General features: G+C 57.0%; 18 protein-coding genes and 1 other RNA gene. 12 read left to right on the forward strand and 7 right to left on the reverse strand.

What is annotated here, in order from left to right:
* Positions 1-106: 106 nt before the first annotated feature.
* The 4 genes from IIA05_06145 to smpB form a co-directional block, all read right to left on the reverse strand.
* Positions 107-985, reverse strand: a complete 879-nt coding sequence (locus IIA05_06145) for a hypothetical protein (GenBank protein MCH9026683.1) — start codon at positions 983-985, stop codon at positions 107-109.
* 282 nt (positions 986-1267) lie between these two features.
* A complete protein-coding gene (locus IIA05_06150) occupies positions 1268-2494 on the reverse strand; it encodes an integrase arm-type DNA-binding domain-containing protein (protein ID MCH9026684.1) in 1227 nt (408 codons plus the stop codon).
* Between the two features lie 164 nt (positions 2495-2658).
* Positions 2659-3014: a transfer-messenger RNA gene (ssrA, locus tag IIA05_06155) on the reverse strand.
* A gap of 65 nt (positions 3015-3079) precedes the next feature.
* Positions 3080-3559 (reverse strand): SsrA-binding protein SmpB, encoded by a 480-nt coding sequence (smpB, locus tag IIA05_06160; GenBank protein MCH9026685.1) that lies wholly within the window; start codon positions 3557-3559, stop codon positions 3080-3082.
* Between the two features lie 165 nt (positions 3560-3724).
* On the opposite strand from smpB, the gene IIA05_06165 reads away from it, so the two are divergent.
* The 3 genes from IIA05_06165 to IIA05_06175 are packed head-to-tail and all read left to right on the forward strand — an operon-like array spanning position 3725 to position 5871.
* A complete protein-coding gene (locus tag IIA05_06165) occupies positions 3725-5125 on the forward strand; it encodes a sodium-dependent transporter (GenBank protein ID MCH9026686.1) in 1401 nt (466 codons plus the stop codon).
* Between the two features lie 7 nt (positions 5126-5132).
* Positions 5133-5564 (forward strand): type II toxin-antitoxin system RatA family toxin, encoded by a 432-nt coding sequence (locus IIA05_06170; protein ID MCH9026687.1) that lies wholly within the window; start codon positions 5133-5135, stop codon positions 5562-5564.
* Positions 5557-5871, forward strand: coding sequence for an RnfH family protein (locus IIA05_06175; protein MCH9026688.1), 315 nt, complete (start codon positions 5557-5559; stop codon positions 5869-5871). The genes IIA05_06170 and IIA05_06175 overlap by 8 nt, the downstream gene beginning before the upstream one ends.
* Here IIA05_06175 and IIA05_06180 read toward each other — a convergent pair.
* On the reverse strand, positions 5865-6197 hold the full coding sequence (locus IIA05_06180; protein MCH9026689.1) for an outer membrane protein assembly factor BamE: 333 nt from the start codon (positions 6195-6197) through the stop codon (positions 5865-5867). The genes IIA05_06175 and IIA05_06180 overlap by 7 nt on opposite strands.
* Before the next feature lie 157 nt (positions 6198-6354).
* Here IIA05_06180 and fur point away from each other — a divergent pair, with 157 nt between their 5' ends.
* Entirely contained in the window at positions 6355-6786 is a 432-nt protein-coding gene (fur, locus tag IIA05_06185) for a ferric iron uptake transcriptional regulator (GenBank protein MCH9026690.1), read from the forward strand.
* Positions 6787-6790: 4 nt separating this feature from the next.
* On the opposite strand, the gene recN is transcribed toward fur, so the two are convergent.
* Together recN and IIA05_06195 are read right to left on the reverse strand one after the other, a co-directional pair.
* Positions 6791-8467 (reverse strand): DNA repair protein RecN, encoded by a 1677-nt coding sequence (gene recN, locus IIA05_06190; protein MCH9026691.1) that lies wholly within the window; start codon positions 8465-8467, stop codon positions 6791-6793.
* Between the two features lie 7 nt (positions 8468-8474).
* Positions 8475-9374: an NAD(+) kinase gene (locus IIA05_06195; protein MCH9026692.1), complete on the reverse strand. Its 900-nt coding sequence runs from the start codon at positions 9372-9374 to the stop codon at positions 8475-8477.
* Positions 9375-9531: 157 nt separating this feature from the next.
* On the opposite strand from IIA05_06195, the gene hrcA reads away from it, so the two are divergent.
* The 8 genes from hrcA to greA all read left to right on the forward strand — a co-directional run bounded on the left by hrcA (position 9532) and on the right by greA (position 20494).
* The gene (gene hrcA / locus IIA05_06200; protein MCH9026693.1) at positions 9532-10590 is read left to right on the forward strand and encodes a heat-inducible transcriptional repressor HrcA; all 1059 of its coding nucleotides are present in this window, start codon (positions 9532-9534) and stop codon (positions 10588-10590) included.
* Between the two features lie 74 nt (positions 10591-10664).
* Entirely contained in the window at positions 10665-11258 is a 594-nt protein-coding gene (gene grpE / locus IIA05_06205; protein MCH9026694.1) for a nucleotide exchange factor GrpE, read from the forward strand.
* A gap of 64 nt (positions 11259-11322) precedes the next feature.
* The gene (gene dnaK / locus IIA05_06210) at positions 11323-13263 is read left to right on the forward strand and encodes a molecular chaperone DnaK (GenBank protein MCH9026695.1); all 1941 of its coding nucleotides are present in this window, start codon (positions 11323-11325) and stop codon (positions 13261-13263) included.
* Positions 13264-13391: 128 nt separating this feature from the next.
* On the forward strand, positions 13392-14522 hold the full coding sequence (gene dnaJ / locus IIA05_06215) for a molecular chaperone DnaJ (protein ID MCH9026696.1): 1131 nt from the start codon (positions 13392-13394) through the stop codon (positions 14520-14522).
* Between the two features lies 1 nt (position 14523).
* Positions 14524-15339 carry a 4-hydroxy-tetrahydrodipicolinate reductase gene (gene dapB / locus IIA05_06220; protein ID MCH9026697.1) on the forward strand — a complete coding sequence of 272 codons (816 nt, stop codon included), beginning with the start codon at positions 14524-14526 and terminating at the stop codon, positions 15337-15339.
* Between the two features lie 234 nt (positions 15340-15573).
* Positions 15574-16743 (forward strand): glutamine-hydrolyzing carbamoyl-phosphate synthase small subunit, encoded by a 1170-nt coding sequence (gene carA / locus IIA05_06225; GenBank protein MCH9026698.1) that lies wholly within the window; start codon positions 15574-15576, stop codon positions 16741-16743.
* A gap of 53 nt (positions 16744-16796) precedes the next feature.
* Complete coding sequence (gene carB, locus IIA05_06230) at positions 16797-20021, forward strand: carbamoyl-phosphate synthase large subunit (protein MCH9026699.1); 3225 nt, start codon at positions 16797-16799, stop codon at positions 20019-20021.
* Positions 20018-20494 carry a transcription elongation factor GreA gene (gene greA, locus IIA05_06235; protein MCH9026700.1) on the forward strand — a complete coding sequence of 159 codons (477 nt, stop codon included), beginning with the start codon at positions 20018-20020 and terminating at the stop codon, positions 20492-20494. Before carB ends, greA begins: the two co-directional genes overlap by 4 nt.
* Positions 20495-20517: the final 23 nt, after the last annotated feature.

The raw sequence follows: 20517 nt of genomic DNA on the forward strand, positions 1-20517 counted from the left end.
TTGCGTGGGTCTTAAACGACAGCATGGGGTCAAATCTCACCATCTCACCATCTCACCATCTCACCATCTCACCACCTCACTATTTCAGCTTAATCAAATGAACTTTTTATGGGTTGAATTGACCTTTTTTTGTTGGTTTCGCTTCCAGGAATGTTTTATCTGAGGTTGGTTTGTGCTTGCCTTTCAAGTAATGGCGCATGCCTTCGACCGTTGTCCATCTCGAAGTAAAGGAATCACCATTCGAGAATTTTCCGGACGCTAAGAGTTCTGAGCAAATGCTTAAAACGGTCACATACTCTCGATCAATTCCGATATATCTACGGTGGATTGCTTCTTTTAACGCGGCTTCCCTCAACTCCAATACCTGCTCGCTTTTAGTTGCGCTGGACTCTTTCTTTGTCTTGGCCAAAGGAGTCTTTTCCGGTGGATTGGTCACAAAGTCATTGCTTTTCGCCCACTCAAGCCACGGAATATCAATTCCCTTTAATGCTGCCCAGCTCAAAAAATACCGGGGCTCAAATTTATCGTTTGCTTCATGCTTCGGATTACTCATGAAAATGTCGTGAGCATGACGCAGTGCCATGAAAGCACAATGGCGATTCGACATACGCACCTGGACATCGTCGGAATGAATTTCTAGGTCGTCTCGCCCAAATTCTCTTTTGAGTGCTAACAGACGCTTGATGTCAGCATCAACTTCAGAGGCACTCGGATCTCTTATAGGGCGGAGATGAAAGATCGGATCCTCGGATAATAGAGCCACGTAAACGAAATTTTCACAAAAAATCTGCTCCAAATCAGTGAGTGCGGTGCTATACCATAAATCTGAATAAGCGGAGTTTGTCTTATCAATATTGCAAATCAAAAGAAGTCCCAATTGCCACGGCCATGTATCGTGACCAAGCCAATCGGAAAGGTTCGAATTTTCATACCAACACAACTCATCGCTTGAATCGAGACGCCCCCGGCTGTCTTTTCCGCCCATTGTGTTTAAGCGTTCCTTCTAACGCCCTTCATAGAAAGCCTGGGCAGACCGGTGAAGGTTTCCGGCTTTTCGGTAGCTAACCTAGCCCTGGCTTAACTTAACTATCCGGCTTGTGATGCCTTACCGAACCTTCCAACTGTTACGTTGCCGCCATCAGTCTGAGGGTCGAAGTAGTCCACCGAATGCTTGCGCGCCTTTTGGAACGGGACCAAACATAATGGATTAATGGTAGTGCTCATTAAAATTAGCTTCAAGGCTTCATCAAAGCTTGCCCACGGTGACTTAAACATTCTGTCCCCCTTTGTGTGCCTGCCCTTGTGAGGGAGCCGCGCCTGCTTTCAGCTTGTCCAGGTGATCTGCCCAATCCTGCATCATTTCACGTCGTTGGGGCAGATGAATGGTGCGGTTGTAGGCTCGTCCGTTGGGGTCACGAACCGCATGGGCGAGTTGATGTTCAATGTAGTCAGGACGGAAGCCCAGCACTTCATCTAGGATGGTCCTGGCCATTGCCCGGAAGCCATGGCCGCTCATTTCTTGCTTGCTAATACCCATGCGTCGCATGGCAGCAAGGATCGCGTTCTCGCTCATGGGTCGCGCTGTGCTTCGTGCTCCGGGAAAGACATAGCGCCCAAGTCCGGTGAGAGGGTGCAGTTCGCACAGGATGCTAACGGCCTGGCGGGAGAGGGGAACGATATGCTGGGTATCAGTCTTGGTGACAGTGAATCGCCATTCTGCCTCGTCCAGGTCGATGTCTGCCCATTCCGCATGGCGCAATTCGCCGGGCCGCACAAAGACCAAAGGAGCAAGACGGAGGGCGCAGCGCACGGTAAGGGTACCTTCGTAGCCGTCCAGTGCTCGGAGCACCTCAGCGACCTGTTTTGGCTCGGTAACGGATGCAAAGTGTTTACCCTTAGTCGGTGGAAGTGCACCACGAAGGTCCCCAGATGGGTCTCGTTCGGCACGTCCGGTGGCGATGGCATAGCGAAATACCTGGCCACAGTTGCCCAAGCCCCGATGGGCGGTTTCCAGTGCACCACGTTGCTCAATTCGCTGAATAACCTCCAGTAATTGAGGCGCGGTGATATCGGCAATGGGCTTGCCCCCTATCCAGGGAAATATGTCCCGCTCAAGTCGGCGAATGATCCGGTCCGCATGACTCGCTGACCAGTTGGGGGAGTGCTTGGCGAACCATTCCCGAGCAACTACCTCGAAGCTGTTTGCTGCCCGTTGTCCTTTCGCGGCCTTCTGGGCCTTGCGATGCTCGCTAGGATCGACATCATTGGCCAGCAGTTTCCGCGCCTCGTCACGCCGCCCACGAGCGTCTTTCAACGACACCTCGGGGTAAACGCCAAGCGACAGTCGCTTTTCCTTGCCCCCAAAACGGTACTTTAGCCGCCACCATTTGCCTCCGCTAGGAGAAACTTCCAGATATAACCCGCCACTGTCATACATCCTTTTGATCTTAGTGCCGGGTTTTGCGTTACGGATAGCGGTATCTGTCAACGACATTGGGGGCAACTCATTAAGGTGATAGCATACTTGCCCCTAATGTTGCCCCCAGTTGCCCCCGGATGTCAACGGATGTTATTGGTATTAGACGGACGAAAAATCCAGATAACTTACTGATAATAGATAAGAAAAAAGCCGTCCTGGGACGGCTTTGAATCTTTTATTGGTGGAGGCGGCGGGAATCGAACCCGCGTCCGCAAGCACTCTGCTCAGGGATCTACATGCTTATCCAGTCTATTGATCTTATTGCCGGCTACCCGACGGGCAGGGAAAACCGGAAACCAGTTCAGAACTTGTTAACGCTGGAACCCTGAACAAATTCCAGTCGCGATCTTGTGTAAGGTGACGCCCGAAACATATCCACAAGAAAATATTGTCGCGGACGCTAGCGGGATTTAAGCCGCTAGTGCGTAGTTGTTGTCGTTTGCAACTATACAGTTTGCAGTTGGATTAACGAGGAACCCTGCACCTCGGCATGCACCCGGAGGTTCGCTACCCACGTCGAAGCCAGGTCGCCCCCAGAGTGTCTATACTACACCTTTGCCGTGCCTGAAATGGGGTCTGCGGCGCAAAATTTGAGATCGATTAGCTGTGCTTCAGGATGCGTTCTTTTTGCCGCTTCCAGTCTCGGTCTTTGTCCGTGGCGCGCTTGTCGTGCTGTTTCTTGCCCTTGGCCAGGCCCAGGTCGAGCTTGGCGCGGCCTTTTTTCCAGTAGAGGCTCAGCGGGATCAGCGTATAGCCTTTGCGCTCGACCGAACCAATCAGGCGGTCGAGTTCGCGGCGGTGGAGCAGCAATTTCCGGTTCCGCGTCGGGTCGGCCTTGACGTGGGTCGATGCGGAACTCAACGGGGAAAAGTGCGCGCCCAGCAACCACGCCTCGGCATCTTTGATGACCACGTAGCTTTCCTTGAGCTGGGCACGGCCGGCCCTGAGGCTTTTCGCCTCCCAGCCCTGTAGCGCCAGTCCGGCCTCGAGGTTCTCTTCGATAAAGAAATCGTGCCGCGCCTTGCGGTTGGTCACAATGACGTTCGAGGCCGTACCTCGCTTTTTTTTTCTTGCTGCCATGATTTCGAAGTCCTGTTCGCGCGCATTCTACCGGGGAGTGGCCGGAAAATGTTGCTTTGCATGCAATTTGTCCAGTGGACAAAATCATCTGCCAGTTGTCTGTAGAATAAATTTCATCCAGAATCGCGGCTTTCGCGGTAGGTTGGATAAAACATGAATAATCAAATGGCTGCCACCGTAAAGCGTCAATCCCTGCAGGGCCAGTGGTCGACGCGCATGGCCTTTATTCTCGCGGTTACCGGCTCGGCGGTCGGTCTGGGGAATATCTGGAAGTTTCCCTATATCGCCGGTGAAAACGGTGGTGGGGCCTTTGTCCTGATTTACCTGCTCTGCGTTTTTATGGTCGGTCTGCCGATCATGATGTCCGAGATCCTGATCGGCCGGCGTGGCCGGCGCAACCCGGTCACGACGATGAGGATAGTCGGCGAAGAGGAGGGCGGCAGCCGCAACTGGGCCCTGGTCGGCATCATGGGGATCATCGCAGGCGTGTTGATTCTTTCTTTTTACAGCGTCATTGCCGGTTGGGCGATGTCCTATGTTTTTTCGACGGCTGGCGGCACCTTTGTCGATGCCGATGCGAGTCAGGTCAAGTCGATATTCGAACAGCTATCGGGTAGCTGGAAACTCTCGGCTTTCTGGCACACGGTTTTTATTGTAATCACGGTAGCTGTCGTTGCGCAGGGTGTGCAAAGAGGTCTGGAGCGGCTGGTGAAAATCCTGATGCCGGCCTTGCTTGTTTTACTGCTGATATTGCTGGTGTTCAGCATGAACTCCGGTTACTTCGGTCAGGCCGTCGAGTTCATGTTCCGGCCGAATTTCAGCGCGCTGACACCTTCCGGCGTGCTGGTTGCACTGGGCCACGCCTTCTTCACGCTGAGCCTGGGGATGGGCGCGGTGATGGCCTATGGCGCTTATTTGCCGGAAGGTACATCGATCACCAGTACCTCGGTGATCGTGGTGCTGGCAGACACGGGGATCGCCTTGCTGGCAGGCCTGATTATTTTTCCGGTGGTTTTTGCGAACGGCCTCGAGTCGGATGCCGGGCCCGGGCTGATCTTCCAGACCCTCCCGCTGGCTTTTGGGCAGATGCCTGGCGGCGTGTTTTTCGGCACGCTGTTTTTCATATTGCTGAGTTTCGCCGCCTGGACCTCATCGATCGGCATGATCGAGCCGGCAGTCGCCTGGATGTCGGAGAGCAAGGGCATCAAAAGAGGCGTAGCTGCCGGCATACTCGGCGGATTTACCTGGGTAATCGGTTTTGGCACGGTGTTTTCGTGGAACCTGTGGCAAGACAAGACATTCTTTCAAGGGACTTTTTTCGACAACCTCGATTACCTGATCAGCAATGTTGCGCTGCCGCTCGGTGGTTTGATGATCACGATATTCGCCGGCTGGGTGATGTGCAGGAATTCGACCAGCGATGAACTGAACTGCGGGACCGGAGCGATGTACAAAGGCTGGCGCTTCCTGGCGCGCTATGTCGCGCCGGTTGCGGTGATCCTGGTGTTGATCGAGGCGGCGAGCGGCGGCATAGTTTCGGACTACCTGTCAAAGATCGGAGATTAGTCACGGCGTGAAACGAATCCGCCGAAGTGCGCTGGTGCCGTTTAGCGCCCGGCAAATGTTCTCGTTGGTGGACGATGTCCCGCGGTACCCGGAATTTTTGCCGTGGTGCAGCGATTCCGAAGTGCTGACTCGTGAGCCCGGCCGGGTGCTGGCCAGGCTGGAAGTCAGCAAGGGCACATTTCGCAAAAGTTTTACCACCACCAACCGGATAGAGCCTTACTCGGGTATTTATATGGTGCTGGAAGAAGGGCCATTCAGCATGTTCGAAGGGAACTGGACCTTTGCGGAACTCCGCGACGATGCCTGCAAGGTCGAACTCGATCTCCAGTTTGAATTTACCAGCCCGCTGATGTCGATGATTCTGAGCCCGTTATTTGAAGATATCGGCAATACTCTGGTTGATGCCTTCTCAAGACGGGCTGAGTCTGTCTATGCCTGAATACATCGATATCGAAGTTGCCTACGCGAGGCCGGGAAAGCAATTGATCGTGCCCCTCAACGTGCCCGTCGGCACGACTATCGAAAAGGCCATCGCGTTGTCCCGGATAGCGCAAAAATTCACGGAAATCGATCCTGGAAAGCTGGTCGTGGGGATTTTTGGCAAACGGGCGAAGCTGGATCACCGGCTCGCCGACGGTGAGCGCATCGAAATTTACCGACCGTTGAAAGCGGACCCGCGGGAGATTCGGCGGCAACTGGCCGCGCAGGGCAAAACCATGGGCAAGGCCAGGAAAACCGATCAGTAGCCTGATGCTTCGTCGGTCGAAGGCTCCCCGGCAATCCTGTCAAAACGGCTAACCTGGTCGCCATCAAAGAAAACCACAAAATGATGGGTGGTTTTTTCGCGGGTTTTCCCCTCCTTGAAATAGTAATAATAATCCCAGCGATCCTTATCGAAAGGATTGTTGACCAGTGGCGTACCCAGCAAAAACCGGACTTGCAGGCGGGTCATTCCGATTTCGACTTGTTCGATGAGATCCGCATCCAGCAGATTGCCCTGCTGAATGTTGATGCGATAGACGCAGCCGCCGGCCAAGGCGGCAGCGACCAGCATCGCTGCAACCAGGTTCAATCGGCGAACCAGTGGACTATAATTATATTGGTTTTTTGGCGCATTCATGTACGGGTCGGCTCGTGTTTAGCGTACAATTTTTGTTGGCAGCAGCCTGCCGCAAGCCGGCAGGCGTGGCATCATAGCGTATCAGACAGGCTTGCCGGCGGGAAATTCGATGGAACGCAGCGAACTGAGAAAAGCGGGACTCAAGGTAACGCAGCCGCGGATGCGGATATTGAACATCCTGGAAAGCAGCGACCAGCGCCATATGAGCGCCGAGGATATCTACAAGTCGCTGCTGGAGTCGGGCGAGGATATCGGCCTGGCGACAGTCTATCGGGTTCTCACCCAGTTCCAGACGGCCGGTCTTGTGTCGCGGCATAATTTCGATGGTGGTCATTCTGTTTTTGAACTGGATACGGGCGTTCATCACGATCATATCGTGTGCAACGATTGTGGCCGCATCGAAGAATTCATGAACCCGGTTATCGAAAGCCGGCAGGAGGAGATCGCGAAGGAACACGGGTTCAGCCTGGTCGCGCACTCGATGATTCTTTACGGTCGCTGCCTGAACCCGGACTGCCCGCACCGGACCGACGAGAATTAATTGCTTATCTGCTTGCGGTCCGGGCAATCATTTCCCGCGCGTGTTCCCTGGTCTTGGTCGTGATATCCACGCCGCCGAGCATGCGTGCGAGTTCTTCGACTTTTTCTTCGCCTTCAAGATGGCTGAGCGCCGTTCGCGTGGTTTTGCCATCGGTAATTTTCATGATGCGCAGGTGCTGATGGGACTGGCTCGCAACCTGCGGGAGATGAGTTACGCACATCACCTGGTAACGCCCGCCGAGTTCGCGCAGGTGCCGCCCGACAATTTCCGCAACACCGCCCCCGATACCGCTATCGACCTCATCGAACACCAGGCTGGGGACCTGGCTGCTATCGGCAAGAATCACCTGGACGGCCAGGCTGATACGGGATAGCTCGCCGCCTGACGCTACTTTGCCGATCGCTTGTTCCGGTTGTCCCGGGTTGGCGGCGACCAGGAACTCGATGTCATCCAGGCCTTTGGCCGAATAATTCGATTCAGCGACTTCCGTTACCTGGCAAACAAAGCGTCCGCCGGGCATGCCGAGTTTTTGCATCACCGCGCTGACTTCGCTGCTGAGCCTGGTGGCGTTGCGAACCCTGATTGCGGAAAGCTTTTTGGCAAACTCCAGGTAATTGCTTTTCGCCCGGGTGACGTCTACGGTCAGTTTTTCAAGCCGGCTTTCGGCATTCTCCAGGTTTTCCAACTCGGTCTGCATCGTTGCCAGGTGCGCCAGTAGCCGATGGGGTTCCAGCTTGTGCTTGCGCGCCAGTTCATGCGCGCTGTCGAGCCTGGATTCCACCTGCCGCTGCCGCTCGGGGTCGATTTCCATGCCATCGAGATAACGGCGCAGGTCTTCGGCCGCTTCTGAAATCCGGATGTCCGCTTCGCCGATCATCTCCAGCGTCGCTTTGAGCGACGGATCGAGTTCCACCGCACCGCCGACCGCGCTGGCGGCCTGGGACACCAAAGACTGCGCAGATCCATTGTCGTTCTCGTACAGAAATTGCAGTGCCTGCTGGGCCCTTTCCATCAGCATGCCCGAATGCGCCAGTTTTTTTCGCTCAAGCTCGAGTTGCTCCAGTTCACCGTCTTGCAGCGCCAGCGCATCGAGTTCGCGGACCTGGTATCGCAACAGGTCCAGCCGCGCTTCACGGTCCTTTTGCTGATCCTGTACTGAGTTCAGGTCCGCCGCCAGTGACTGCCAGTTGCGGTGGGAGCGCTCGACATCCTGGCCAAGGTCCGCATGACCGCCATGGGTATCCAGCAGTTCCATCTGGGTCGGTTTGCGGAGCAGCGACTGATGCGCGTGCTGGCCATGAATATCGACCAGTTGCTCGCCGAGTTCGGTCAGCGAGCGCAGCGGGACCGATTGACCGTTGATAAAGGACTTCGAGCGGCCTTCACGGCTGATGACCCGCCGCAATACGCATTCATCCTCTGAATCCAGGGCTTGCTCGCGCAGCCAGGCGAGCGCAGGCGAGTCAGGGTCGATTTCAAAACTTGCGGTAATCTCGGCTCGCTCGGCGCCATGGCGAACCGTGGCGCTGTCTGCGCGGTCACCGAGCACCAGCCCCAACGCGCCGACCAGGATGGATTTCCCGGCGCCGGTCTCACCGGTCAGTACGGTCATTCCCGGACTCAGTTCCAGTTCTGCTTCGTCGATGATGGCGAAGTTGCGAATTCTGATATGGCTCAGCATGGCGCGGTCAGCTCGTTGGCTCGCGGTTGCTCCGACTGCTGTCTCCCCAGCGCAGCTTGGATCGCAACATGCGGTAATAATCGTAATCGGCGGGATGAATCAGCGTCAGGCGTTGCTTGCTGGCGCGGATCGACAGCGTCTGGTTCTCGTCCATATTCCCAAGCAGGTGGCCATCGCAAAAAATCGGCACGTTACCGCGCGGCGATCGCGCCAGCCGCAGGCTGATGGCGGAGTCCGCGGGGATCACTATCGGCCGGTCGCTGAGCGTATGCGGGCAAACAGGAACCAGCAACAAAGCGTCGAGAGACGGTTGAATGATGGGTCCGCCGCAGGAAAGCGCATAGGCGGTCGAGCCGGTTGCGGTCGCGACGATCAGCCCATCGCCGGTGTGGGTGTTGACGTACTGGCCATCGACCATGGTCTCTATATCGACCATGCGGCCGGTCTCCGAACGCTGAATGACCACATCGTTGAGTGCGTTTAGCGTTTGCTCCTTTGCTCCGCTGCTCAAGGAGACCTCCAGGTACAGTCGCTGGTCCTCCTGGTAATTGCCGGCCAGCACTTCGTCTACCTTCGGCAGCATGTCGACCTGACCGATATCGGCCAGAAAGCCGAGCCGGCCGCGATTGATGCCAAGCACCGGCGTGGTACTGCCGGCGACCAGCGAAGCCGCGTCCAGCATGGTTCCATCACCACCAATGGCGATCAAAAGGTCGGCGGTGGCAGCAAGTTTTTCCGGGTCACACGCCTGCGCGCCGGGCAAATCGATTTTCCCGGCGGTCGCCGCCGGGAGCAGCACTTCGCGACCGGTCGCCAACAGGTGTGCACCCAGGGCTGCCATGGCCTGGGCTTCAGCGCTCTCCCGATGCTTGCCGACCAGCGCGATTTTTCGGAATTGCTTGTTCATATCGATTCCGCGCTTTGTAGCACGTTGCTGATTTTGTGGCCAGAGCCGGGTCTTTCACGGCCGGCCGGGTTTAGCTTGACAGCCTGTTCTGCGCATTGATAGGTTCACCTGACAATCCCGCGTGGAGATTGCCTGTGCAACTGAGTCCAGACCGGTGATGATTTCGGCAAAGCATGACGAATTGCCCAACGAACGCGCGCGCCAGCTTTTGAAGGCTCTGGTCGAGCGGTATATCGAAAAAGGTTTGCCGGTCGGTTCGCGAACGCTGGCCAAAGGATCGGGCATGGATCTCAGTCCGGCGACGATTCGCAACGTCATGGCCGATCTAGAAGACCATGGATTCATCGCTGCGCCGCATACCTCGGCCGGCCGTGTGCCCACGCAGAAAGGTTACCGCCTGTTCGTGGATACCCTGGTCAAACTCAAGCCGCCAACCGGCAAGGAAATCCATAGCCTGGAAGAACAACTGTCCGGGCGTGGTGAAGACATCAAAAGCCTGGTGGAGTCAGCGAGTACCCTTTTGTCGAGCCTGACTCACCTGGCCGGCATCGTTACTGTGCCACGGCAACCTCATCCCGCTCTGAGCCAGATCGAGTTTCTGCCCTTGTCCGATCGACGGGTCCTCGCGATCATGGTGGTCAATAACGAGGAGGTCCAGAACCGCATTCTTCACCTGGAGCGGGATTTTTCGGCCGACGAATTGCGGCAGGCCGCCAATTACCTGAACCAGGAATTTGCCGGTCGCAAACTGGACGATGTGCGCCGGGGGATCCTGGAAAAGCTTCAGGAAACCCGTGCGAACATGAACCAGCTAATGGCTGACGCGATCCAGATCGCCAGTGCGGCGCTGAGCCCGGAAGAGGGCGATCAAAACGCCTACGTCCTGGCGGGCCAGACCAACCTGATGGATATTGCGGATCTTTCCGACGTGGACAAGTTGCGTGAGCTGTTCGACGGATTCACGCGTCAGCGGGACATCCTGCATTTGCTGGATCAAAGCCTGGCGGCAGGCGGTGTACAGATTTTTATCGGTCAGGAGTCCGGTTACCGCATGCTTGACGAATGCAGCCTGGTAGCGGCGCCTTACGAAGTGAATCGTGAAGTGGTTGGCGTACTCGCCGTTATCGGTCCGACCCGTATGGCTTACGAGCGTATTATTCCGATCGTGGATGTAACCGCCAGATTGCTGGGTTCCGCCTTGAACTCCAGGTTCTGAACCCCATAATCGATTCGCAATCGGTGACGGGCCGGGATGCCTGTGACGCATTATTTAATCTGGAGCGGGAACAGATGGGTACAGATCAGAAACAGCCTGATGACGCGGCGGATCCGGAAAACGCGGCTGCGGACAAGCAGGGTCCGAAGGAGGATGCGTCCGCGGAAACGCCCCCGTTGACCGAGTCGGAGCGCGAGCTGGTCGACGCCAAGCACAAGGCGGAAGAGAACTGGGAACTGTATCTGCGCACTGCGGCAGAGTTGGAAAATGTTCGCAAGCGCGGTCAGCGGGAATTAGAAAATGCACGCCGTTATGGAATTGACCGATTCGCACAGGAATTGCTTGCGGTAGGGGACAGCCTGGAAAAGGGGCTCGAAGCGGCCAGCGAGGAACCCAGCGTGGAGATCCTGATGGCGGGCAAGGAGGCCACGCTGAAGCAACTCAAACAGTTGATGGAAAGATTCAACATCGTTGAACTGAACCCGCTCGGCGAAGCATTCGACCCTGAATTGCACGAAGCGATGACCACCCAGCCCAGTGAAGAATACCAGCCGGGTCAGGTAATGGCGGTGGTCCAGAAGGGCTACCGCATCCATGACCGGCTGCTCAGGCCGGCACGCGTCATTATTGCTGCAGAGGCCGAAAATCCGGAAGAGGGAAACTCTTGAAGTTTTACCGGTCGGCACCATTTACAGCGGTAATCGGTTTTTAAGAATTTTTTGGAGACATCTAATGGGCAAGGTAATTGGCATAGACCTGGGAACCACGAACTCGTGTGTGGCCGTCATGGACGGCAACAACCCAAAGGTTATTGAAAACAGCGAGGGCGATCGCACGACCCCGTCGGTGGTTGCGTTTACCAAGGACGACGAAGTCCTGGTGGGTCAGGCGGCGAAACGGCAGGCGGTAACCAACCCGACCAACACCTTGTTTGCGGTCAAGCGGCTGATCGGCCGCAGGTTCAAGGACGAAGTGGTGGGGCGTGATATGGACATGGTGCCTTACAAGATTGTCGAAGCGGACAATGGCGATGCCTGGGTCGAAGCCAACGGCAAAAAGATGGCGGCGCCGGAAATATCCGCCAGGATCCTGATGAAAATGAAGCAGACCGCCGAAGATTACCTGGGCGAGAAAGTGACCGAGGCGGTGATCACGGTCCCGGCCTATTTCAACGATTCGCAGCGTCAGGCGACTAAGGACGCCGGCAAAATCGCCGGCCTGGATGTCAAGCGCATCATCAACGAGCCAACCGCGGCCGCGCTTGCTTATGGCATGGATAAACAGCGTGGGGATCGCAAGATAGCGGTCTACGACCTCGGTGGCGGCACCTTCGATATCTCGATCATCGAGATCGCGGTCGTCGATGGCGAACACCAGTTTGAAGTACTCGCCACCAACGGCGATACCTTTCTCGGGGGCGAGGATTTCGATCTTCGAGTGATCGAATACCTGGCAGACACGTTCAAAAAGGAAAGCGGTGTCGATGTGCGCCAGGATCCGCTGGCGATGCAGCGCCTCAAAGAGGCGGCCGAGAAAGCCAAGATCGAGTTGTCTTCAGCGCAGCAGACCGAAATCAATCTGCCGTATATCACGGCGGATGCCAGCGGGCCCAAGCATCTGAACATCAAGATGACGCGGGCGAAGCTCGAATCACTGGTCGGAGAATTGATCAAACGTACCGTTGGCCCGTGCAAGATCGCGCTCAAAGACGCCGGTTTGTCGGCCAAGGAGATTGACGACGTGATCCTGGTCGGTGGACAGACCCGCATGCCGAAGGTTCAGGAGGCAGTGAAAGCGTTCTTTGGCAAGGAGCCCCGCAAGGACGTCAACGCGGACGAGGCGGTAGCCGTGGGTGCCGCCATCCAGGCCGGTGTTCTGGCTGGCGATGTCAAGGATGTCTTGCTGCTTGATGTGACGCCGCTGTCGCTGGGCATTGAAACGCTCGGTGGCGTGATGACGCGGTTGATCGACAAAAATACCACGATTCCGACCAAGGCCAACCAGGTGTTTTCGACTGCCGAGGATAATCAGACTGCGGTAACGATTCATGTCCTGCAGGGCGAGCGCGAGCGGGGGGTCGACAACAAATCTCTGGGTCGTTTCGATTTGTCCGATATACCCCCATCGCGGCGCGGCCTGCCGCAGATCGATGTAACTTTTGACATCGACGCCAACGGTATTCTGAATGTATCGGCCAAGGACAAGGCGACTGGCAAGGAGCAAAAGATTGTCATCAAGGCTTCGAGCGGTCTTGCCGAGGATGAAATCGAGAAAATGGTCTCAGATGCCGAAGCGCATGCCGAAGAAGACCGGAAATTCCGCGAACTGGTCAATGCCAGGAACCAGGCCGATGGCCTGGTGCATGCGACGGAAAAGTCTCTTGAGGACCTGGAAGACAAGGTCGAGGCAGACGAGAAAGAAAAGATCGAAGCTGCGATCAAGGACCTCAAGGAGGTGCTCGACGGTGACGATTTGGAAGCCATCGAAAATGGCGCGAAGGCCCTGGCCGAAGCATCTTCTCCGTTGATGCAAAGAGTTTACGAGGAGCAGGTCAAGGAGGCGGCAGCCGAACAATCGCAGGCCGGTGACGGCAGCGAAGCGACGGCGGATGAGGATGTCGTCGACGCCGAGTTTGAGGAAGTGAAGGACGAAGAGTCCAAAAAGGACGATTGATTCATCGGTGACCGCGATGGTCGTTTGTGGTCTTGCAGGATCGACGGGCTGTCGGCTGGAAACGGTCGGCAGCCTTGTCTGTATTCGCCGGGCACGCAGGCATCGGCGAATGCTCCACGGGAAGCAGAATGAGTAAACGGGATTATTACGAAACTCTTGCTGTCAAGCGGGGCGCGTCGGCGGCCGAGATCAAGAAGGCCTACCGCCGGCTCGCGATGAAACATCATCCCGATCGCAATCCGGGCAATGACGACGCCGAAGCGCATTTCAAGGAAGCCAAGGAAGCCTACGAAGTCCTCAGCAATGAACCCAAGCGGGCGGCCTATGACCAGTTTGGTCATGCCGGTCTGGATGGGGCCGCGGGCGCCGGCGGGTTCAATCCCGGCGTTGCCTTCAGCGATATTTTCGGCGATATTTTCGGCGACATATTCGGCGGTGGGCGGCGCGGCGGCCGTCACCAGGTGTTTCGCGGCGCCGACCTTCGCTATCAACTCGACCTCGATTTAGAGCAGGCGGTTTTTGGCGACGATGTCGAAGTCAGTTACTCGACCCTGAGCGAGTGCGAGAGTTGTCATGGCAGTGGCGCGAGGGCGGGCTCGGAACCGCAGACCTGCCCGTCCTGTGGCGGCCATGGGCAAGTCCGCATGTCGCAGGGTATGTTTTCCATACAGCAGACCTGCCCGCGGTGTCGCGGCACCGGTCAGCAGATCGTCGACCCCTGTGATGGGTGTGCTGGACGGGGGCGCATCAACAAACGCAGGACCTTATCCGTGAAAGTGCCTGCGGGCGTGGATACCGGGGATAGAATCAGGCTGTCCGGCGAAGGCGAAGCCGGGCGCAACGGCGGGCCCGCGGGCGATCTCTATGTCGAAATCAGGGTTCGCGCTCACGAGATTTTCCAGCGTGACGGCGCCCACCTGCATTGCGAGATACCGATCAGCATGGCGACCGCGTTGCTGGGAGACACGGTCGAGGTTCCCACGCTGGCTGGCGAAGTTTCCCTGAAGATTCCAGCCGGAACGCAATCCGCCAAGGTTTTCCGCTTGCGCGGCAAGGGCGCCGCCCCGGTCCGCGGTGGGCCGGCCGGTGATTTGTTCTGCAAGGTTAAACTGGAGACGCCGGTTAACCTGACCGATGAGCAGCAGGAACTGGTGCGCCAACTCGAAAAGAGCCTGAATGCCGGTGGCAAACGTCATCATCCCCATTCCCGTTCCTGGCTGGATACGGTAAAAAAGTTTTTTGACAAACTTGGAGCCTGAAATGGGTGGAACCCGCGCGAAAGTCGCAATACTTGGCGCAAGTGGCCGGATGGGCCAGGCTTTGCTTGGCGCCCTGCGCCAGTCGGCCGATCTGGAACTTAGCGGCGCGCTGGTCAGCCCGGACAATGGGCGGATAGGGCAGGACGCGGGCGCTGGTTTGGGTTGGTGCAGCGGGGTGAAATACAGCGCCGGGTTGGCGGAGGTCCTGTCGCCTGCCGAGGTCGCCATCGATGTAACTTTGCCGGTTGTCAGCACAGATATTATCGCGGCATGCCGATCGTCGGGGTGCCCGCTGGTGATCGGGACCAGCGGCCTGAGCGTTGAACAACACGGCGCGTTAGCGGACGCAGCGAATTCGATTGCGGTATTGCCGGCGGCGAATTTCAGTATTGCCATGACCTTGATGATGGGCATGGTGAGAGAAGCCGCCGCCAAGCTCGGTCCAGCCTGGCAGGTCGATATCCTGGAAACCCATCACCGGCATAAGATCGACCGGCCTTCGGGAACCGCGCTTGCTTTGGCTGAAGTGATCGCCGGCGAGCGGGGCAAAACACTGGCCGAGACACTCGAGTGCATCGAGACCGGCGGGGAACGCAAGGTTCCCGACAGCATCGCAATCCAGTCGGTGCGCAGCGGCGAAGTCGCTGGCGAGCATGCGGTCACTTTTGGAGAGGGTTCAGAGACGCTCGAATTGGTGCACAGCGCGGGCAGCAGGGCGGCTTTTGCCCGCGGAGCCTTATTGGCCGCCGCCTGGCTGGCGACCCAAAACCCCGGTCTTTACCGGATGGAGCAGGTACTGGCGGACAAGCGCGGATAGCATAGACACCCGGGAGCCGGCTGAGTACAATTTAGCTGCCAGGCAAGTTACGGGTGCCCGGTAAGCGGGAGGGGTCCGGTTCGGATTCAGCCCGCTTAACTTATGTGGAACTTTTATTTTCAAAAACAATTAGTTAGTGCAAATAATTAAAGTCTTTTCTCGACACCCGAACCCGGCCACCGGGGGACAAAGACACCATTTGTGGCTGCAGATCTGCGGCGGGGGAACCGGAACGTGAATATTCCGGCAATTCTGGCTCTCGCCGACGGCACTATTTTTCTCGGCAAATCGATAGGCGTCAGCGGGCAGACCGTTGGCGAAGTCGTATTCAATACCGCGATGACCGGCTACCAGGAGATTATCAGCGACCCGTCCTATGCCCGCCAGATCGTTACACTGACCTATCCGCATATCGGCAATACCGGTGTCAATGCGATGGATATGGAAGCGGATCGTCTCCATTGCGCCGGCCTGATAATCCGGGACCTGCCGATTCGGCCGAGTAGCTGGCGGATGGAAGAGAGTTTGCCGGATTTCCTGGTTCGTAATGGCCTGATCGCGCTGGCGGGCATCGATACCCGCAAACTGACCCGTATTATTCGCAAAAACGGCGCCCAGGCCGGTTGCATCATGAGCGGTGAAATCGACGAAGCCGCAGCGCTTGCAGCGGCCCGTGAGTTCCCGGGGCTGACCGGCATGGATCTGGCCAAAGTCGTCAGTACCGAGGAGCCGTATTCGTGGAACGAAGGCACGGTGTGGCGGGCCGAAGCAAGCAAGGAAACCACGGCTGATCGTTTCCGGGTCGTCGCATACGACTACGGGATCAAGCGCAACATCTTGCGCTTGTTGCACGGCGCCGGGTGCGACGTGACGGTGGTCGCGGCACAAGCGCCAGCCAGCGATGTCCTGGCGATGAATCCGGATGGCGTTTTTCTGTCAAATGGGCCGGGTGATCCGCAGCCATGCGGCTACGCGATCCGGGCGATCGGTGAAATCCTGGATGCCGGAATTCCGACCTTCGGAATCTGTCTGGGCTATCAGCTGATGGCTCTGACCAGTGGCGCGCGCACGGTCAAGATGAAATTCGGTCACCACGGGGCGAATCATCCGGTGGTCGATATCGAATCGGGGCGAGTTTTTATCAGCAGCCAGAACCACGGTTTTGCGGTCGACGAAAAAAGCCTGCCGAGCAACCTGGTCGCCACCCATCGCTCTCTTTTTGATGGTTCGCTGCAGGGTATCCGCCGTACCGATTGCCCGGCATTTGGTTTTCAGGGTCATCCGGAAGCCAGCCCGGGGCCCCGCGAGCTAAGCCCGATGTTTGCAAATTTCATGGCGTTGATGGCAACAGGCAGAATCCAGGCGGGCGCTGAAAATGCCGGCACCAGAAGCGCTGCCGGCTGAGGCAACGATGAATAACCCGATATGGCTGGCCTGAGAGTCGGCGACAGATACTGATGCCAAAAAGAACCGACATTGAGACCATCCTGATCATCGGCGCCGGGCCCATCGTCATCGGCCAGGCCTGCGAGTTCGATTATTCGGGTGCCCAGGCCTGCAAGGCGTTGCGCGAGGAGGGCTACCGGGTGGTCCTGGTCAACTCCAACCCGGCAACCATCATGACGGATCCCGAAATGGCGGATGCTGTCTATATAGAGCCGGTGCAGTGGCGCACGGTGGCGAAAATCATCGAAAAAGAAAGGCCGGACGCCCTGTTGCCGACCATGGGTGGGCAGACCGGGCTGAATTGCGCCCTGGATCTTGCTCGCGAGGGCGTGCTGGAAAAATTTGGCGTGGAATTGATCGGCGCCTCGCGGGAAGCCATCGATATGGCGGAAGATCGCGAGCAGTTTCGCGAAGCGATGAAGGAGATCGGTCTGGCCTGTCCCCTGTCGGAAATTGCCCACAACATGGCAGACGCGCTCGCCATCCAGGAGAAACTCGGTTTCCCGATCGTTATTCGGCCGTCGTTCACCATGGGTGGCAGCGGCAGCGGTATCGCTTACAACAAGGAAGAGTTTGACGAAATTGTTTCCCGCGGGCTCGATCTGTCGCCAACCACCGAGGTATTGCTGGAAGAATCGGTACTCGGCTGGAAAGAATTCGAAATGGAGGTCGTCCGCGACCGCAATGACAACTGCATCATTATATGCTCGATTGAAAACGTGGATGCCATGGGCGTACACACCGGCGACTCGATCACCGTGGCGCCCGCGCAAACCTTGACCGACAAGGAGTACCAGGATCTCAGGGATGCTTCGTTCGCGGTGCTCCGCAAAATCGGCGTCGAAACGGGCGGCTCCAATGTACAGTTTGCGATCAATCCCGATGACGGGCGCTTGCTGGTCATCGAGATGAATCCGCGGGTCAGTCGGTCGTCGGCGCTGGCCTCTAAAGCCACCGGTTTCCCGATCGCCAAGGTTGCCGCCAAACTCGCGGTCGGCTACACGCTTGACGAGTTGCGCAACGAGATTACCGGCGGTGCGACCCCGGCATCGTTCGAGCCGACGATAGACTATGTGGTCACCAAGATTCCACGATTCAATTTCGAGAAATTCACTGGCTGCAACGATCGGTTGACGACGCAAATGAAATCGGTCGGCGAAGTCATGGCGATCGGGCGCACCTTCCAGGAATCGTTCCAAAAAGCGCTGCGCGCCATGGAAACCGGCACCACCGGCCTGAACCCGAAGCTAAGTGGTCCGTTGAGCGATGAACAGTTTCGCGATCTCCGCCAGGAATTGAGGATGCCGGGGCCTGATCGTCTGCTGTTTCTTGCGGACGCAATGCGCCTGGGGATGGCCGACGAGGAACTCTCGGCGCTCAGCGGTATCGACCCGTGGTTTGTTGCGCAGATTTCGGACCTGGTGAAGGCCGAAACCGATTTGCTCGGAAAAACCATCAATGATCTTACGATCGAACAATTGCGGGGGCTCAAACGCAAGGGATTCGGCGATCTGCGCCTGTCGGAAATCTTGAAATGCACCGAAAACGAGGTCCGCCAAAGACGTTTGGAACTCGGCATCCTGCCGGTTTTCAAGCGGGTGGATACCTGTGCCGCCGAATTCGCGACCAGCACGGCATATATGTATTCGACTTACGAGGATGAATGCGAGGCCGAACCCGGCGACCGGCGGAAGATCATGATTCTCGGTGGCGGCCCGAATCGTATCGGTCAGGGTATCGAGTTCGATTATTGCTGCGTGCATGCGGCGCTGGCCCTGCGCGAAGCCGGCTATGAAACCATCATGGTCAACTGTAATCCGGAAACCGTGTCCACCGATTTTGACATCTCGGACCGGCTGTATTTTGAGCCGCTGACTTTCGAAGACGTAATGGCGATTATCGATATCGAGAAACCTACCGGTGTCATCGTGCAATATGGCGGACAGACGCCGCTGAAACTGGCACGTGCTCTGGAAGCGGCGGGGGCCACGATCATCGGTACATCTCCGGATTCCATCGACCTGGCTGAAGATCGCGAGCGGTTTCAAAGACTGGTCGATAAACTGGGGATCCGCCAGCCGCCCAACGGCACGGTCCGCAACGAAAAAGAAGCGCTTGAGGTGGCCGGCAAAGTGGGATACCCGCTGGTTGTACGTCCCAGCTACGTGCTCGGCGGACGTGCAATGGAGGTCGTTTTTAACGATGGGGATTTGCTCGGTTATCTGAAAGACGCAGTGCAGGTGTCCAATGACAGCCCGGTGCTGCTCGACCGGTTCCTCGATCTGGCGGTCGAGGTGGATGTCGACGCCATTTGCGATGGCGAGCGGGTTTTTGTCGCCGGCATCATGGAGCATATCGAGCAGGCCGGCGTGCATTCCGGCGATTCGGGTTGCTGTTTGCCACCAAACACTTTGAGCGAGGAAACCCAGGCCGAACTGAAAAAACAAGTCGTGGAACTGGCTCTTGCCCTTGGGGTGAAGGGGCTGATGAACACGCAGTTCGCCATCCAGAACGGTGCGATTTTCATACTCGAAGTCAATCCCAGGGCATCGCGAACGGTGCCTTTCGTGTCCAAGGCGATTGGTTTGCCGATCGCGAAAATCGCTGCCCGGGTCATGGCTGGCGAATCTCTGGCAGACCAGGGAGTAGAGGGCGAGCGCCGGCCACCGTTTTTCTCGGTCAAGGAATCGGTATTCCCGTTCAATAAGTTTCCAGAATCCGACCCGATACTTGGGCCGGAGATGCGCTCGACCGGCGAAGTCATGGGTAGCGGCAGGAGCTTTGGAGAGGCTTATGCGAAGGCGCAGCTTGCCTCGGGCGTCGTGCTGCCGACCTCGGGCACTGCCTTGCTTAGCGTTCGTGATCAGGACAAACCCGCAGCGGTTGAACTCGCGCGCGAGTTGATTTCCAGAGGTTTCGAGATTGTGGCGACCCATGGAACGGCGAACGCGCTGGAAGCGGCCGGTGTTGTCTGCCAGCATGCCAACAAGGTTCGCGAAGGACGGCCGCACATTGTCGACATGATAAAAAATCATGAGATTACCTTGATCGTGAATACCACGGAGGGCAAACAGGCCACCCACGAATCGCATTCGATTCGGAGTGAAGCGGTGCACCAGAAAGTCACTTACTACACAACGATTTCCGCGGCCCGGGCGACCTGCGATGCCATGGACCATCAACACGAACTCGAAGTGTTTTGCCTGCAGACCCTGCACCAGGAGGTACTCGCATGAGTAAAGTCCCGCTGACCGTAAAAGGCGCTGAAATGCTCCGCGCAGAGTTGAAAAAACTGAAATCCGAAGATCGACCGAGGATTATCAAGGCGATCGCGGAGGCGCGGGCCCATGGCGATCTGAAAGAGAATGCCGAATATCACGCGGCCAAGGAGCAACAGGGTTTCACCGAGGGCCGGATCAAGGACATCGATGGCAAATTGTCGCATGCGCAAATTATCGATGTCACTGAACTCCCGGTCTCCGGCCGCGTTGTTTTTGGGGTCACAGTCGAGCTGACAGACGAAGATAATGGCGAAAAAAAGGTTTACCGGATTGTCGGCGAGGACGAGGCGAATATCCGTGCCGGTCTTCTGTCTTACACCTCACCCATCGCCAGGGCGCTGATAGGCAAGGAAGCCGGCGATATTGTCGAGGTGCGGACGCCGGGCGGCGATTGTTCCTACGAAATTGCAAAGGTGCGGTACATCTGATTTTCCGTAGCCGCAATAGAAAT

It is taken from the genome of Pseudomonadota bacterium, from assembly GCA_022572885.1.
Classification (GTDB): domain Bacteria; phylum Pseudomonadota; class Gammaproteobacteria; order Steroidobacterales; family MnTg04; genus MnTg04.